Source organism: Streptomyces sp. NBC_00353, assembly GCF_036108815.1.
In the GTDB taxonomy this organism is placed as follows: domain Bacteria; phylum Actinomycetota; class Actinomycetes; order Streptomycetales; family Streptomycetaceae; genus Streptomyces.
The window spans coordinates 5,432,814-5,448,072 of sequence record NZ_CP107985.1 but is presented as its reverse complement, the minus strand read 5'-3'; the positions used below and the strand labels follow the sequence as shown (position 1 = coordinate 5,448,072).

Genomic DNA, 15,259 nt, shown 5'->3' with positions numbered 1-15,259 from the left:
ACACCCGTGTATGCCGGACCCGTCCAGCTCACGCGCCTCGTGTCCAACCGGTCAGAAGGCGACCTTCCGGACCTGACGTACGGAAGCCGGGGACGCAGTGCGATGATGACCCGGCCATGTCTACGCCTGTCGCACGCGCCGGAGCCGGTCTGCGGCTACTGAGGGCCGCGGTGTTCACCGCGGCCTGTGTCGCGCTGTCCGCGGCAGGGCACACACTGGCCTCCTGCGCGACCGTTCCTTGGTGGACGCTGCTCGCAGGCTTCCTCGGGGTCTTCGCGGTGGTGGCGCCGCTCGCCGGACGCGAGCGTTCCATGCCGTCCATCGCCACCGCCCTGGCCGGCGGGCAGATCGCTCTGCACACTCTCTTCGGCCTGGGCTCGCACGGCGTCCCCAGCACGTCGACGGGCGACGCGGCGGGCGACCGCTCACTGATCCGGTTCGCGGCAGGCCTCGTCTGCGGCGCAGGACCGGAACAGCTGAACGCCGCCGCCGCCCACCGCATCGTCACCGACGCGGGCATCGATCCGGCGACCGTGACGGCGGTGGACCAGGGCCATCAGCACATGGCCACCGGGACAGGAGCGGCGGTCACCGCCGTGACCGACCCGGCCGCGCTCGCCGGTCTGCTGCCCAGCCTGCCCATGCTGCTCGGCCACCTGCTGGCCGCGCTGGCCACCGGCTGGCTGCTGCGGCGCGGCGAAATCGCACTGTTCCGGCTGGTCCGGCTGTCGGCGCACGGCATCAAGCAGCTCATGACCGGGGCCCGGTTGCGTGCGCTGTGGGCCGCGCTCGCTCTCGTACGGGCACTGTGCGCCGGTCTCCCGGGCGAACCGGCGACCGGGCCGCGCATCCCCCGTACCGCTGTCGACGCCCCGGCTCCCGCCACCGGCGATCCACTGCAGCACCTGGTGATCAGGCGCGGGCCTCCGCCCGTATTCACCCTCGCAGCCTGACGCGACACCCTCCGCTCGTTGCACGCACGACTCGACCGCAGTCACCGCTCGGCGCCCGCCATGCGGTGGCCGCCAGGCTCGGTGCAGGCACGCCGCACGTGAGGAAGAGGTGTCGCGATGCCGTAGCGCATCCGCGTGTCGGACCACCTTTCCTTCGTGCTTCAGTGGAGTGATTCCTGCCATGAACGTTTCCCGCATCGCCCTCGCCGGCGGCGTCGCCGCGTCCACCGTGCTGATCCTTGCCGGTACGGCCTCCGCCCACGTCAGCGTGCAGCCGCAGGGCGAGGCCGCCAAGGGCGGCTACGCCACGATCAACTTCAAGGTCCCCAACGAGCGCGACGACGCCTCGACGACCAAGCTCGAGGTCAACTTCCCGACCGACCACCCGCTCGCTTCCGTGATGCCGCAGCCGGTGCCCGGCTGGAAGATCGTCGTCACCAAGAGCAAGCTCGCCAAGCCGCTCGAGGTCCACGGCAACAAGATCAACGAGGCGGTCTCCAAGGTCACCTGGTCCGCCGAGGGCGGCAAGAGCGACCTCGGCATCCGCCCGGGCCAGTTCCAGCAGTTCCCGCTCTCCGTCGGTCAGCTCCCCGAGGATGCCGACCAGCTGGTGTTCAAGGCCATCCAGACGTACGACAACAAGGAAGTCGTCCGCTGGATCGAGGAGCAGAAGGACGGCGCCGAGGAGCCCGAGAGCCCGGCGCCGGTTCTCAAGCTGACCGCCGCGACCACCGACGAGCACGGCGCCGCCGACGACAAGGCCGGTGCCGCCGGCGCCGACCGGGCGAAGGACGAGCACACCGAGGCGTCGTCCGCGTCGTCGTCCTCCAGTGACACCACGGCCCGGGTCCTCGGCATCGTCGGCATCCTCATCGGCGCCGCCGGGGTCGCCTTCGGCGTCCTGGCCGGCCGCCGGCGCACCGCCTGACCCTCCGGCCCCACCGAACCATCGACCCACCAGGAATCAGCAATCCATGCGTAAGAAGACAGTGCTGGCCGCGGCGTTCGTCGCCGCGGCCGCGCTCACCCTGTCGGCCTGCGGCAGCAGCGACGAAGCCAACAAGCCCCTCGCGGACGTCTCCGCCCAGGCGAAGACCAAGGCCGCGACGGTGCTCGACCAGCCGTTCACCAAGCCCGACCTCGTCCTGACCGACACCCACGGCAAGAAGTACGACCTGCGCGAGCGGACCAAGGGCAAGCCGACGCTCATCTACTTCGGCTACACCAACTGCCCCGACGTCTGTCCGCTCATCATGAGCAACATCGCCATCGCCAAGAAGTCCCTGTCCAAGGCCGACCAGGACAAGCTCCAGGTCGTCTTCGTCACCACCGACCCCGAGCGGGACACCCCGTCCTCGCTGGGCAGCTGGCTCAGGGCCCAGGACGCCTCCTTCATCGGTCTCACCGGCGACTTCCCGACCATCCAGGCGGGCGCACGCCAGATCGGCATCGGCATAGACCCTCCGAAGAAGGAGAAGGACGGCACGGTCGTCTCGATGCACGGGTCGCAGGTCATCGCGTTCTCCCCGAAGACCGACAAGGGGTATGTGCTGTACAGCGAGGACACCACGCCCGACGACTACACCAAGGACCTCCCCAAGATCATCAAGGGGGAGAACCCGTGAACCGCCGCACCGTCCTCGCCGGCGTCGTCGCCCTCACCACCGGGCTGACGCTGGCGGGGTGCTCGTCCTCGGGCGGCAAGCCCGAACTGAAGGTGACCGGTGCGTTCATGCCGCAGCCCGTCAACGACATGGCGGCCGGCTTCCTCGTCGTACAGAACAGCGGCGACAGCTCCGACCGGCTCACCTCGGTCACCAGCCCGCTCTCCGACGACGTCACGATCCACCGGACGACGAACCAGACGATGCGCATGGTGACGTCCTTCGAGGTGCCCGCGGGCGGCGAGCTGGACCTGGAGCGCGGCGGCAACCACATCATGTTCATGAAACTGAAGCAGCGGCCCAGGCAGGGCGAGAAGGTGTCCGTCGAGCTGCACTTCGAGAAGGCCGATCCCATCAAGGTCGACCTTCCCGTGAAGGAGACCACCCACAACCCGAAGAAGCAGTGAGGGACTGACACTCCATGACAGCCACCGCCCCGCACTTCGGGCCGACCCCGTCCGTGTCCCCGATGCGCCGGCCACTCGCCGCTGCCGCACTCCTCGCCGCATTCGCCGGCATGGTGTTCGGCCTGCTGCTGGGGGGCGCGGGACCGGCGTCCGCGCATGCCGCGCTCACCGGGAGCGATCCGCAGGACGGGGCGGTGGTCGCCACCGCCCCCAAGGAGGTCACGCTCACCTTCTCCGAACAGGTCGCCATGAGCGACGGCTCCGTCCGGGTCCTGGACCCCAGCGGCAAACGCGCCGATACCGGTGCGGAACCACGGAACCTGCAGAGCGGCTCCACCGTGAAGTACGGCGTCCCGCTGCACACAGGGCTGCCCGACGGCACCTACACCGTGGCCTGGCAGGCCGTCTCCGCGGACAGCCACCCGGTCTCCGGCGCCTTCACCTTCTCCATCGGCGCCCCGTCCGAGACGACCGTCGCCCTGCCGACGGACCAGGCCGGAGGCGGCCTGGTCGGCACGCTCTACGGCATCGCACGCTACGCCGCGTACGCCGGATTCATCCTGCTGGCCGGTGGCGCGGCCTTCGTACTGGCCTGCTGGCAGCGCGGGGCGAGCGCCCGCCCGCTGCAGCGCCTCGTCGTGCGCGGCTGGATGACGCTCACCACGGCCACCCTGGCCATGCTGCTGCTGCGCAACCCGTACACCGGCTCCGGAAAGCTCGCGGACATCTTCGACCTGGACGGCCTGAAAACCGTGCTCGACACCAAGCCGGGGGCCGCGCTGGTCTCCCGGCTGCTGCTGCTCGGCGCCGCCGCGCTCTTCATCGCAGTGCTGTTCGGGGCGTACGCGAAGCGGGAGGACGAGCGGGAGAAGAAGGACCTCACCTTCGGCCTGGCCATCGGCGGCGCGGTCATCGCCGCCGGGATCGCCGGGACATGGGCGCTGGCCGAACACGCCTCGACCGGGATCCAGCCCGGCATCGCGATGCCGGTCGACGTACTGCACCTGCTGGCCGTCGCCGCATGGCTGGGCGGCCTCGCCGCGCTGCTGGTCGCGCTGTACCGGACGCCGGACATCGAAGTCACGGCCGTACGCCGCTTCTCCCGTATCGCGTTCGGCAGTGTGCTGGTGCTCACCGCGACCGGGCTCTACCAGTCCTGGCGGCAGGTCGGCTCCTGGTCCGCGCTGACCGGCACCCGGTACGGGCAGCTGCTGCTCCTGAAGGTGGGGCTCGTCGCCGTCCTGGTCGGGGTCGCCTGGATCTCGCGGCGGTGGACGGCCCGCCTCGGTGCGGGCACGACCGAGGCGGAGGGCACGGGCGCCGGCACCGCTGACGCCGATACCGGGGCCGCTGTGGAGACCGAGCCGGCGACTGTGCCCGAGGATCCCGCACGGGCCGCCCAACTCGCCCGGCAGAAGGCCGCCGTGGCGACCGCCACGAAGAGGCGGATCCGCGACGCCGATCCCGATCGGTCCGGGCTCCGCCGCTCGGTGCTGGCGGAAGTCGGGGTCGCGGTCGCGCTGTTGGCGGTGACGACCGTGCTGACCTCGACCGAGCCCGGACGTACCGAGGAGGAAGCGGCCCGCACCTCGACGGCCGCATCCGCGCCCACGACCGCGGGCCCCCTCGCGGTGAGCCTGCCTTTCGACACCGGCGGCCGGAACGGCAAGGGGACGGTCCGGATGGACATCGACCCCGGTCGTACCGGCGCCAACGGGCTCCACATGTGGATCGACGGCCCCGACGGACAGCCCATGGACGTCCCCGAGGTGAAGCTCGCCTTCACCCTCGCGTCCAAGGACATCGGTCCGCTGCCCGTCGTCCCCGACCGGCTCACCGAGGGGCACTGGACGGCGAGCGGCGTCCAGATCCCGATGGCGGGCAACTGGAAGATCGCGGTGACCGTGCGTACGTCGGACATCGATCAGACCACCATCGCCAAGAACGTGAAGATCGGCTGAGCAGGATCATGAGCGGAACCAGCATGAGCAGCGCGAACAGCAAGCGCGGCTCGAGCAGCAAGAACGGTGCAGGCAGCAAGCGCGGCACGGATGCCGGAGCCGATGCCGCCACGGGGGACCTCTCCCGGCGGCGGCTCCTCGGCAGTGTGGGCGCGGCCGGTGCGGCCGGACTGGTGCTGGGCGCGGCAGGTGGCGCGACGGGCTACGCCGCCACCCGCTCCGACGAGCCGACCGCGCTGGCGACGATCGGCACGGCCCGGGCAACGTTTCACGGGAAACATCAACCGGGGATCACCACTCCGCTTCAGGCGCGCGGCCATCTCGTCGCGTTCGATCTGGCACCCGGCGCGGGACGGAAGGAAGCCGCCGCCCTGATGCGCCGATGGTCCGCCGTGGCCCAGCGGCTGATGGCCGGCGAACCCACCGCCGGCGGGAGTGCGGACGGCACGACACACGACACCGGGATCGCGCTGGACGCCGGACCGTCCTCACTGACGGTCACCTTCGGCTTCGGGCACACCTTGTTCGAACGCACGGGCCTGGCGGCCCATCGGCCGCCGGGACTGGACCCACTGCCGCCGTTCTCCTCCGACCGGCTCGACCCCAAGCGCTCGGGCGGAGATCTCTGGGTGCAGATCGGTGCCGACGACGCCCTCGTCGCCTTCCACGCACTGCGCGCCATCCAGAAGGAGGCCGCCACGACCGCCGGGGTGCGCTGGCAGATGAACGGCTTCAACCGCACCCCCGGCGCCACGGCCAAGCCGATGACAGCCCGCAATCTGATGGGCCAGATCGACGGCACCGGAAACCCGAAGCCGTCGGAGAGCGACTTCGACCGGCGCATCTTCGTCCCGTCGCACACGGCGGAGGGCGACGACGCGAAATACGCCTGGCTGGCCGGCGGCTCGTACGCAGTCGTGCGGCGGATCAGGATGCTGCTCGACGACTGGGAGAAGCTCCCGCTGGACCGGCAGGAGCGGGTCATAGGGCGGCGCAGGGCGGACGGTGCGCCGCTGAGCGGTGGCACCGAGACCACCGAGATGGACCTCGACAAGGCGGGGCCCGACGGCAAGCTGTTGATCCCGGACAACGCGCACGCCCGGATCTCCTCCCCCGAAAGGAACAGCGGCGCGGCGATGCTGCGACGCCCCTTCTCGTACCACGACGGCATCGCGGCGGACGGCACTCCGGATGCCGGGCTGCTGTTCATCTGCTGGCAGGCTGATCCGCTGAAGGGGTTCGTGCCGGTGCAGCGCAAGCTCGACCGAGGAGACGCGCTGTCGCCGTTCATCCGGCACGAGGCGAGCGGCCTGTTCGCGGTGCCGGGCGGCGCGGCGGACGGGGAGTACGTGGGTCAGCGGCTGCTGGAGTCGTGAGCCACCGCGGCGCACTAGGGTGACGGTATGTCCGCCACGCGCTACGCCTATCTCGGTCCCGAAGGCACCTTCACCGAGGTCGCCCTCCGTACGCTCCCGGAAGCAGCCACTCGGGAACTTGTCCCGATGGTCTCCGTACCGGCGGCTCTGGACGCGGTACGGAGCGGGGCTGCCGCGGCAGCACTCGTACCGATCGAGAACTCCGTCGAGGGCGGCATCACCGCGACCCTCGACGAGCTGACGACCGGCGAACCGCTGATGATCTATCGCGAGGTGCTGCTCTCCATCACCTTTGCGCTGCTCGTGCGGCCCGGCACCAAGCTGTCCGACGTCAAGACGGTCACTGCCCACCCGGCAGCGCAGCCGCAGGTACGCAACTGGATGGCGGCCCATCTGCCGGAGGCCGTGTGGGAGTCGGCCGCGTCCAACGCGGACGGTGCGCGGTTGGTACAGGAGGGGCGGTACGACGCCGCCTTCGCCGGTGAGTTCGCGGCGGCGACGTACGGTCTCGAACCGCTGGTGACGGAGATCCACGACGCGGAGAACGCGCAGACTCGCTTCGTCCTGGTGGGCCGCCCGGCACGGCCGGCGGCGCCGACCGGTGCGGACAAGACGTCGGTGGTCATCTGGCTGGGCGACGACCACCCCGGTGCGCTGCTCGAACTACTCCAGGAGTTCATGGTGCGCGGGGTGAACCTGATGCTGATCCAGTCACGGCCGACGGGTGCGGGCATCGGGAACTACTGCTTCGCGGTGGACGCCGAGGGACACATCGCGGACCGCAGGGTCGGCGAGGCGTTGATGGGTCTGAAGCGGATCTGCCCGAAGGTGCGGTTCCTCGGTTCGTATCCGCGGGCCGGCGTGGCGCCGGAGGACGTACGGCCGCTGCGTGCGGGGACGTCGGACACCGACTTCACGGACGCCTCGGACTGGCTGGCCCGGAATCAGGACGGTCGGGCCTGACGGTCCGGCCTGACGGTCGGGACCAGGGTCGCGCTTGACGGTCGGGGCCGAGAGTCGGGATCCAGGGTGTCGGCCCTCGTGCCGCGGTGGCGTGCGCCCATCACCGGTGTTATCTGCCGATTTTCACAACCCGCAGAGTTATCCACAGGGTTGGTTCTCGACCTGGGGACAAGTCGACACCCCAATACGACATGGTCGACAAATCGCTCCAGTCACCCCACACCCCTCCACAGACCCGCAGGTCGGCCCGTGTCACCTCAATTCCATTGATCAACTCTTTAGGACGAGGAATTCCCACCCGAATGAGTGTGTGAAGCGAGTTTGAACGGGGAATCCATGAGCCTTCATGCGGCTTTCGGAATGATCTCTTCCTGTGTCCACAGATCTTCTTCACAGCCTGTGGATAACTTCGGAGGGTCACCGCCCCCTGTGGACAAGCGACCCCCAACTCCCGCTCCACGCAAGGTCGGTACGTCAAGAACGGGAGCCCCTTAATACCCCATTTAGGGGAATAGGGGCTCTTTATTTGACAGCCAAGATCAACTGCGGCCATCGAGCGTGCCCCAGCATTGCTAATTCCGGCAATTCGGGCAAAGTGACACGCTCGGCAATATCGGTTCGAGCTACGGAAGCGCACACCGGTAGCCTGGAGGGGTGATTGACCTTCGCCTGCTCCGTGAGGACCCCGACCGTGTTCGCGCCTCCCAGCGCGCCCGTGGAGAGGACGTCGCACTCGTCGACGCTCTTCTCTCCGCCGACGAGCGGCGCAGGTCGTCCGGTGTCCGCTTCGACGAACTCCGCTCCGAGCAGAAAGCGCTCGGCAAGCTCATCCCCAAGGCTTCGCCCGAGGAGCGCACCGAGCTGCTCAAGAAGGCCGAGCAGCTGAAGGCCGACGTCAAGGCCGCCGACGCGGAACAGGACGAGGCGGACGCGGAGGCCAAGAGCCTGCTGCTGCAGCTCGGCAACATCGTCCACGAGGACGTGCCGGTCGGCGGCGAGGAGGACTTCGTCGTTCTCGAGACGCACGGCACCATCCGCGATTTCGGCGCCGAGGGCTTCGAGCCCAAGGACCACCTGGAGCTCGGCGAGGCGCTCGGCGCCATCGACGTGGAGCGCGGCGCCAAGGTCTCCGGCTCGCGCTTCTACTACCTGACAGGTGTCGGCGCGCTGCTGGAGCTCGCCCTCGTCAACGCTGCGATCGCGCAGGCCACCGAGGCCGGATTCATCCCGATGCTGACGCCGGCGCTGGTCCGCCCGCGCGCCATGGAGGGCACCGGTTTCCTCGGCCAGGCCGCGGAGAACGTGTACCACCTGGAGAAGGACGACTACTACCTGGTCGGCACCTCCGAGGTCCCGCTCGCCGCCTACCACATGGACGAAATCATCGACGCGGACAAGCTTCCGCTGCGGTACGCCGGCTTTTCGCCGTGCTTCCGCCGCGAGGCCGGTACGTACGGCAAGGACACCCGAGGCATCTTCCGGGTCCACCAGTTCGACAAGGTCGAGATGTTCTCGTACGTCGACCCGGCGGACGCCGAGGCCGAGCACCGGCGTCTCCTCGACTGGGAGAAGCAGTGGCTCACCGGACTTGAGCTGCCGTTCCAGGTGATCGATGTGGCCACCGGCGACCTCGGGTCCTCGGCCTCCCGGAAGTTCGACTGCGAGGCGTGGATCCCGACCCAGGGCAAGTACCGCGAGCTGACTTCGGCGTCGAACTGCAACGGTTTCCAGGCGCGTCGCCTCTCCGTCCGGATGCGCGAGGGCAAGAAGGTTCAGCCGCTCGCCACCCTGAACGGCACGCTCTGCGCCGTACCGCGCACCATTGTGGCGATCCTGGAGAACCACCAGCTGGCCGACGGTTCGGTGCGGGTGCCCGAGGTGCTCCGTCCGTACCTGGGCGGGCGTGAGGTTCTGGAACCGGTCGCCAAGTGACCTTCCCCTACAAGCTCGTCGCGACCGACCTCGACGGCACGCTGCTGCGTAACGACGACACGGTCTCCGAGCGCACCCGCGAGGCACTGGCCGCCGTGACGGCGGCCGGTGCCGCGCACATCATCGTCACCGGTCGGGCCGTCCCGTGGACCCGCCACATCCTGGACGACCTGGGCTACAACGGCATCGCGGTCTGCGGTCAGGGCGCGCAGGTCTACCACGCGGGCGAGCACAAGCTGCTGACCTCGCTGACGCTGGACCGGCAGCTCGCCGGACTCGCGCTGTCCAAGATCGAGGCGGAGGTCGGTCCGCTGGCGCTGGCGGCGAGCCGCGACGGACTCGACGGCGAGGTGCTGGTCGGCCCCGGCTACCAGGTGCAGGAAGGGCCGCTTCCGGCCGTCTTCGTGGAGGACCCGACCGAGATGTGGTCCGCGCCGCTGAACAAGGTCTACATCCAGCATCCGGCACTCGACGACGACGCACTGGCGAAGGCCGCTCGCGGAGCCGTCGGCAGCCTGGTGGACGTGGTCATGGCAGGACCCGGAGTGGTGGAGATCCTGCCGCTGGGGCTCAGCAAGGCGACCGGGCTCTCGCTGGCCGCGCGCCGACTGGGCGTGAAGGCGGCGGACACGCTCGCCTTCGGTGACATGCCGAACGACATCCCGATGTTCGCCTGGGCGCAGCACAGTGTGGCGATGGCCAACGCGCACGACGACCTGAAGGCCGTGGCACACGAGATCACCGCGTCGAACGAGGACGACGGCATCGCAGTGGTGCTGGAACAGCTGCTCTAGGCATCTGCGCCGGTCGCACGGTTGCGCCGACGCGCGGATACGCAGATGAGTTGGCTGTGCCGGCTGGGCTGACGTAACTGTGCGGAGGATGCGCGGATCGAACGCGCGCGGGGTCCAGGCCCCGACGACGGCTTAGCAAGCCGCTGCCTTACCACTCGGCCAATCCTCCGGGAGGGCGGCCGCGCGATGCGCGCAGAAGGGCCGCCCCGGCTTCCCGCTGCGAGCGGCTCGGCGGAGTGAGGTGATGGTTACTCCGGCGCCTGCTCCGGGCCGCCCCGATGGGAACTCGACGGACTCGGACTCTCGGTCATCGCCGCGCTCCTCTCCCGGTCTGTGGAATTCCTGTCGGCCTGTGCCGCACCAACAACTGTGCCCGGGGCGGACTTTCGGTGCCACCCATTTTCCGGGTGGCACCGGAAGTCCGCGATCAGCCGTCGGATCAACGCTGCCTGTTGCGGCGGCTCATATCCTTCAGGTTGCGGGCAAGATCACCCATCCGGCCGTCGATGCGGACGATGTCCTCGGACATGTGGCCGAGCCGTACGCTCATGGCGCCGACGACCTGATGCGTGACGTCCAGCCGACGGTCGAGGCTGTCCAGCCGGTGCGACATCCGGTTGAGGACCGGCCCGAGCTCCTGGAGAGCGCTGCCGACTCCGGCGAGGCAACTCTCGACCCGGGTGACGCGATGTTCGAGCGAGGCGTGCCCCGCACGCAGGTCATGCTCGGCGTCGAGCAGGTAGGTACGGACGCATCGGGCAATGTCGCTGTCGCGAAGAAGCATCGCGACATTGAGCACGGTCCTGCGGGTGTAGAGGGTGAGTTGAGTGGCCGCCTGTGGATAACTTTCGGCCTCCTCGCCTTCCCATAGGGACACCATGTCCCTATGGAAGTTCCGCAGCTCAGCGCCTCGCAGCAGCGTGAGACCGTTCTCCTCCATCTCACCGCGATGGCGCTGGATCACCTTTTTGATGACCTCTGTGGATACTTCGAAATAACGAGCCACGTCCTCTGTGCGGACGTGAATTCCGCCCGGGAGCATGACAAGGCTCTTGACCCTGTCGAGGACGTCGACGCGCCCCATCTGCTCGACACGCAGCGCGCGCGATTCGAGCAGGGCGACTTCCGTGGGCATGGACATGCCTTCCGATGGTGAAACCGACGATGGACAGCCCTGTCCCCGGGCTTCAGAGGCGGAGGACGCTCACGGTTGCCACTCACCCAATGACCGACCCGGCAGGTGTTCCCTCACCGGCATCGGCAATCCCCGATTTCACGAACGCTACGACGCCACGGATTCCAGTTGCCTCCACGCTCCCTGAACAACGAGCCGATAAACGGACAGTTACGCGTACGACTGTCCGCTCATGCGGCAACCCCCGTCCACCGGACGGGGGTTGCCGCATATGAGGCGTGAAGAGATTCCGACGGACTCCCGCTCACTCCTCGCCGGCGAGCTTCAGCGTGCGCAGCTTCTGGCCCGCGTACCAGGTGGCGAGCACCGTTACTGCCGCCAGCAGAACCGTCGCAAGCGGCAGTCCGACCTCGGAGGTGATCGCGCCTTCCCCGCCGACCTTCTCGGCAAGCGCGAGCGACCACTGCTGCACGCTGAGCGTGCGCGCCCCGGGCACGAAGCTGCCGAAGAGGGCCTCCCACACCAGCGCGTAGACCAGACCGAGGACCACTGCGTGCCTGCTGACCGTGCCGAGCAGCAGGAACAGCGCGCTGTACGCGATCGAGGCGACCAGCGCCGCGATCGTGTACGCCACCGCGATCTGCTGGCCGTTGCCATTGAGGATCAGGCCCGCGACGAATGTCGGCAGCGCGGAGAAGACCATGGTCACGGCGATCGCCACGATCAGTTTGGTGAAGATGATCGTCGGTCGTTTCACCGGCTTGGCCAGCAGATAGACGATCGATCCGTCGTCGATCTCCGGGCCGATGGCCCCCGTACCGGCGATCACACCGATCAGCGGCACCATCGTGGCAATGGCGAAACCGCCCAGCACATTGGCGGCGACCTGGTCATCGGCCCCGGCGAACATCCGTACCGCCACGGCGATGACGATCAGCAGCGCGGGCAGGACGAAGAGGATCGCGGCCCGGCGCCGGCCGAGCAGGGCCCGGTAGGTGAGCCGGGCGACTGTGGGGTTGTACATGACGCTTCACAGCTCCTTTCAGGCCGCTACTCAGGCCGCTACGAGATAGGAAAAGACCGATTCGAGGGACTCGTCGGACGGCGAGACGGTCAGCAGACGGATGCCGTGTTCACGCGCGACCTTCGGCAGCAGCGTGGTGAATCGTCCGAAGTCGACCGCCTGGATACGCAGGGCCCGTTCGCCCAGGTCGACTTCGATCCCGGCCGTCGACGGGTCGGCGATGAGCGCGGCAGCGAGTGCGCGGTCGTCGCTGGACCGTACGAGATAGCGGTGCGGGCGGTCCGTCATCAGTCGGCGGATCTTCCGGAAGTCACCGGACGCCGCATGCCGCCCGGCCACGATCACCTCGATGTGCGAGGCGAGTTGCTCGACCTCTTCGAGAATGTGGGAGGAGAACAGGACCGTACGGCCCTCGGCGCCCATCCGCCGCAGCAGCTCCATCAGCTGCATCCGCTGCCGTGGGTCCATCCCGTTGAACGGCTCGTCGAGGAGCAGCACCGACGGCTCGTGGACCAGCGCGGACGCCATCTTCACGCGCTGGCGCATGCCCTTGCTGTACGTGGAGATCTTGCGGTCCTGCGCGTACTCCATCTCGACCGTGGCCAGCGCCTTTCGCGCCGCCGCATCACCGAGTCCGTGCAGTTCCGCATTGGCGACGACGAATTCGCGGCCGGTGAGGAAGTCGTACATCCCCTCTCGCTCCGGCACGATGCCGATCTGCCGGTACACGGCCTCGTTGCGCCAGATCAGCGCGCCGTCGAGCGTGACCTTGCCCGTCGACGGCGCAAGGAACCCGGCCATCATGTTGATCAGCGTGGACTTCCCCGCGCCGTTGGGGCCGAGCAGCCCGGTCACGCCGGGGCCCACGGTCATGGTGACGTCGTTGACGGCGACCACATTGCCGAACCAGCGCGAGGTGTGGTCGATCTCGATGGTGGTCACAGCCCGACCCTCCGGTAGCGGCGCATCAGTACGGCGTACGAGCCGGCGACAAGCGCGAGAACAACGATCAGGTACACCACGCCTGTCCCGGTGCCCGGCCCTTCCCCTCCGGGGAAGGCGGAGGTGGCACCGAGGAACGCGGTCTGGACGCCGCCGATCAGCGTGATGGGCGAGAAGAGCCCCAGCCACTGCACCGCGCCCGCCGAGCCCGTCTCCCAGGCGATGGCCTGGACCGTGGAGACCGCTCCGTACGAGATGGTCAGCACGGCGATCACCGCCGCGACCCCGAAGCCGCGGCGCGGTGTCAGTGCGGCGACGACCAGACCGAGCCCGGCGAAGAGCACGGACAGCAGCGTCACCGACGCCACCCCCTGCCCGAACCACTTGGTCTGGTCGGCGAAGTCGAACTTCGCCAGCAGGGCGCCCACGTACATCACCAGAAGCGGCGTCACGGTGAGGATGAACAGGGCGGATGCCATGGCGGCGTACTTGGCGACGACGTAGTCGGCCCGCTCGATGGGCCGGGAGAAGTAGAGGGGGACACTCTTGAAGCGGAGATCCCGGGAGACGGACTGCGGTGCCTGCGAAGCGATGAAGAGGCCGATGACGGCCTGCAGATAGATGGCAAAGTCCGTGTACTTCATCATGAGCTTCGTCGCGTCGGGCGCGACCATCGCGACGGCCACGGTGATCAGCGCGACCATGCACATCACACCGAAGAGCAGCATCGGCAGCACCTTGGACTTGGCGGAACGGCCCAGTCCGAAGGAGCCCCGCAGGGACTGCGAGTAGAGCGAGCGGCGGGCATAGCTGCGGCCCAGGCGCGGGCCGTCGTAGGCGCGGTACCCGATGTTGTGGATCCGGGTGTTGTCGCTCCCGGTCACGGCCCCGGTCTCAGTGCTCATCGTGACCGCTCCCCTTCTGCTGTGCGGCGCCGGCCAGGGCTGTCTCCGCGGCCTCTGTGGTGCCTTCGGTACGGAAGACCTCGGCGATGTGGTGGCGTCGCTGTTCCATCCGCACGAGTCCGAGCCCGAGCCCGGCGACGCTGTCGCGGACGATGTCGTACGTCTCCTCACCGGTGGCCTCGATCAGCAGGATGTGACCGGCGCCGGGCAGGCTGTCGGCCTCGATGCCGTCGCTGCCCACGAGCCTGACCCCGGCCGCCGTCAGCGCCCGGCGCAGTGCGTCCGTGCCGTCCGGGTGGGTGTCGCTGTCGGTGACCTCGACCGCGAGGGTCGTGGTGGTCTGGGTGAAATCGCTGGTGGAGCTGGAGCGCAGCAGCGCGCCGCCGTCGATGACGACGACATGGTCGCAGGTGCGCTCCAGCTCGCCCAGGAGGTGCGAGGTCACCAGGACCGAGATGCCGAAGTCGGTGTGGATGCGGCGGATCAGGCCGAGCATCTCGTCCCGCCCGACCGGGTCCAGCCCGTTGGTCGGTTCGTCGAGGAGGACCAGCTGCGGGTCGTGGACCAGCGCCTGAGCCAGCTTCACACGCTGCTTCATACCGGTCGAGTAGCCGCCGATGGGGCGGTAGCGCTCCTCGTACAGCCCCACATGGCGCAGGGTGTCGGCGGTGCGCTCGCGCGCCGCCGTCGGCGGCAGCCCGGACATCCGCGCCATGTGGACGACGAACTCGGTGGCCGAGACGTCCGGCGGCAGGCAGTCGTGCTCGGGCATGTAGCCGACCCGTTCCCGGATGGCGGCGCCACTGGTGGCGACGTCCAGCCCGAGCACCGCGGCCCGGCCTTCGGTGGCGGGGGACAGACCCAGCAGGATCTTGATCAGTGTGGACTTGCCGGCTCCATTGGCACCCACCAGGCCGGTTACACCGGGCCCGATGTCCAGGGAGAGCCGGTCAAGAGCGGTCACCCGGGGGAACCGCTTGCTCAGGCTTTCGGTTGCGATCACAGTCACGTACTCGAAGGTAGTGGCGCGGGCCACACCGGTCGTCAGACCAGGCGGCTGGATCCGCATCAGACTCCAGTCGTACGGACCCGTAGGGGGACCCCACGAAGGAGGACGGCGGAGCGCGACGAAAGCAAGGAGGACGACGGAGGGCAGAAGGACGAAAGCAAGGGGTGGGGCCGGAGGCGGGCCGGTGCGGGGTG

14 protein-coding genes and 1 tRNA gene are annotated in these 15,259 nt (G+C 68.8%); 9 read left to right on the top strand and 6 right to left on the bottom strand.

The features are described 5' to 3' along the window. Window positions 1-116 precede the first annotated feature (116 nt). The 9 genes from OHA88_RS24665 (at window position 117) to OHA88_RS24625 (ending at window position 10,050) form a co-directional block, all read left to right on the top strand. On the top strand, window positions 117-953 hold the full coding sequence (locus tag OHA88_RS24665; protein ID WP_328627098.1) for a hypothetical protein: 837 nt from the start codon (window positions 117-119) through the stop codon (window positions 951-953). Window positions 954-1,134: 181 nt separating this feature from the next. Then, window positions 1,135-1,881, top strand: coding sequence for a YcnI family copper-binding membrane protein (locus tag OHA88_RS24660; protein ID WP_328627097.1), 747 nt, complete (start codon window positions 1,135-1,137; stop codon window positions 1,879-1,881). A 46-nt stretch (window positions 1,882-1,927) separates the two neighbouring features. Then, window positions 1,928-2,578: an SCO family protein gene (locus OHA88_RS24655; protein WP_328627096.1), complete on the top strand. Its 651-nt coding sequence runs from the start codon at window positions 1,928-1,930 to the stop codon at window positions 2,576-2,578. Next, window positions 2,575-3,024, top strand: coding sequence for a copper chaperone PCu(A)C (locus tag OHA88_RS24650; protein WP_326604720.1), 450 nt, complete (start codon window positions 2,575-2,577; stop codon window positions 3,022-3,024). The genes OHA88_RS24655 and OHA88_RS24650 overlap by 4 nt, the downstream gene beginning before the upstream one ends. A 14-nt stretch (window positions 3,025-3,038) precedes the next feature. Then, entirely contained in the window at window positions 3,039-4,985 is a 1,947-nt protein-coding gene (locus tag OHA88_RS24645; protein ID WP_328627095.1) for a copper resistance CopC/CopD family protein, read from the top strand. Window positions 4,986-4,993: 8 nt separating this feature from the next. Beyond that, window positions 4,994-6,361, top strand: a complete 1,368-nt coding sequence (efeB, locus tag OHA88_RS24640) for an iron uptake transporter deferrochelatase/peroxidase subunit (RefSeq protein WP_328627094.1) — start codon at window positions 4,994-4,996, stop codon at window positions 6,359-6,361. A 27-nt stretch (window positions 6,362-6,388) separates the two neighbouring features. Beyond that, the gene (pheA, locus tag OHA88_RS24635; protein WP_328627093.1) at window positions 6,389-7,324 is read left to right on the top strand and encodes a prephenate dehydratase; all 936 of its coding nucleotides are present in this window, start codon (window positions 6,389-6,391) and stop codon (window positions 7,322-7,324) included. Window positions 7,325-7,978: 654 nt separating this feature from the next. Beyond that, window positions 7,979-9,256: a serine--tRNA ligase gene (gene serS, locus OHA88_RS24630; protein WP_328627092.1), complete on the top strand. Its 1,278-nt coding sequence runs from the start codon at window positions 7,979-7,981 to the stop codon at window positions 9,254-9,256. Further along, window positions 9,253-10,050, top strand: coding sequence for an HAD family hydrolase (locus OHA88_RS24625; protein WP_326628962.1), 798 nt, complete (start codon window positions 9,253-9,255; stop codon window positions 10,048-10,050). The genes serS and OHA88_RS24625 overlap by 4 nt, the downstream gene beginning before the upstream one ends. An 82-nt stretch (window positions 10,051-10,132) precedes the next feature. Here the strand turns inward: OHA88_RS24625 and OHA88_RS24620 are convergent. The 6 genes from OHA88_RS24620 to OHA88_RS24595 form a co-directional block, all read right to left on the bottom strand. Continuing rightward, a tRNA-Ser gene (locus tag OHA88_RS24620) sits at window positions 10,133-10,219 on the bottom strand. A 270-nt stretch (window positions 10,220-10,489) separates the two neighbouring features. Then, window positions 10,490-11,185 carry a hypothetical protein gene (locus OHA88_RS24615; RefSeq protein WP_328629783.1) on the bottom strand — a complete coding sequence of 232 codons (696 nt, stop codon included), beginning with the start codon at window positions 11,183-11,185 and terminating at the stop codon, window positions 10,490-10,492. Window positions 11,186-11,489: 304 nt separating this feature from the next. Continuing rightward, the gene (locus OHA88_RS24610; RefSeq protein ID WP_267004208.1) at window positions 11,490-12,209 is read right to left on the bottom strand and encodes an ABC transporter permease; all 720 of its coding nucleotides are present in this window, start codon (window positions 12,207-12,209) and stop codon (window positions 11,490-11,492) included. A 30-nt stretch (window positions 12,210-12,239) separates the two neighbouring features. Beyond that, complete coding sequence (locus OHA88_RS24605; RefSeq protein WP_267004206.1) at window positions 12,240-13,151, bottom strand: ABC transporter ATP-binding protein; 912 nt, start codon at window positions 13,149-13,151, stop codon at window positions 12,240-12,242. Next, on the bottom strand, window positions 13,148-14,056 hold the full coding sequence (locus OHA88_RS24600; RefSeq protein ID WP_328627091.1) for an ABC transporter permease: 909 nt from the start codon (window positions 14,054-14,056) through the stop codon (window positions 13,148-13,150). Before OHA88_RS24600 ends, OHA88_RS24605 begins: the two co-directional genes overlap by 4 nt. Next, on the bottom strand, window positions 14,046-15,020 hold the full coding sequence (locus OHA88_RS24595) for an ABC transporter ATP-binding protein (protein WP_328629782.1): 975 nt from the start codon (window positions 15,018-15,020) through the stop codon (window positions 14,046-14,048). The genes OHA88_RS24600 and OHA88_RS24595 overlap by 11 nt, the downstream gene beginning before the upstream one ends. Window positions 15,021-15,259: the final 239 nt, after the last annotated feature.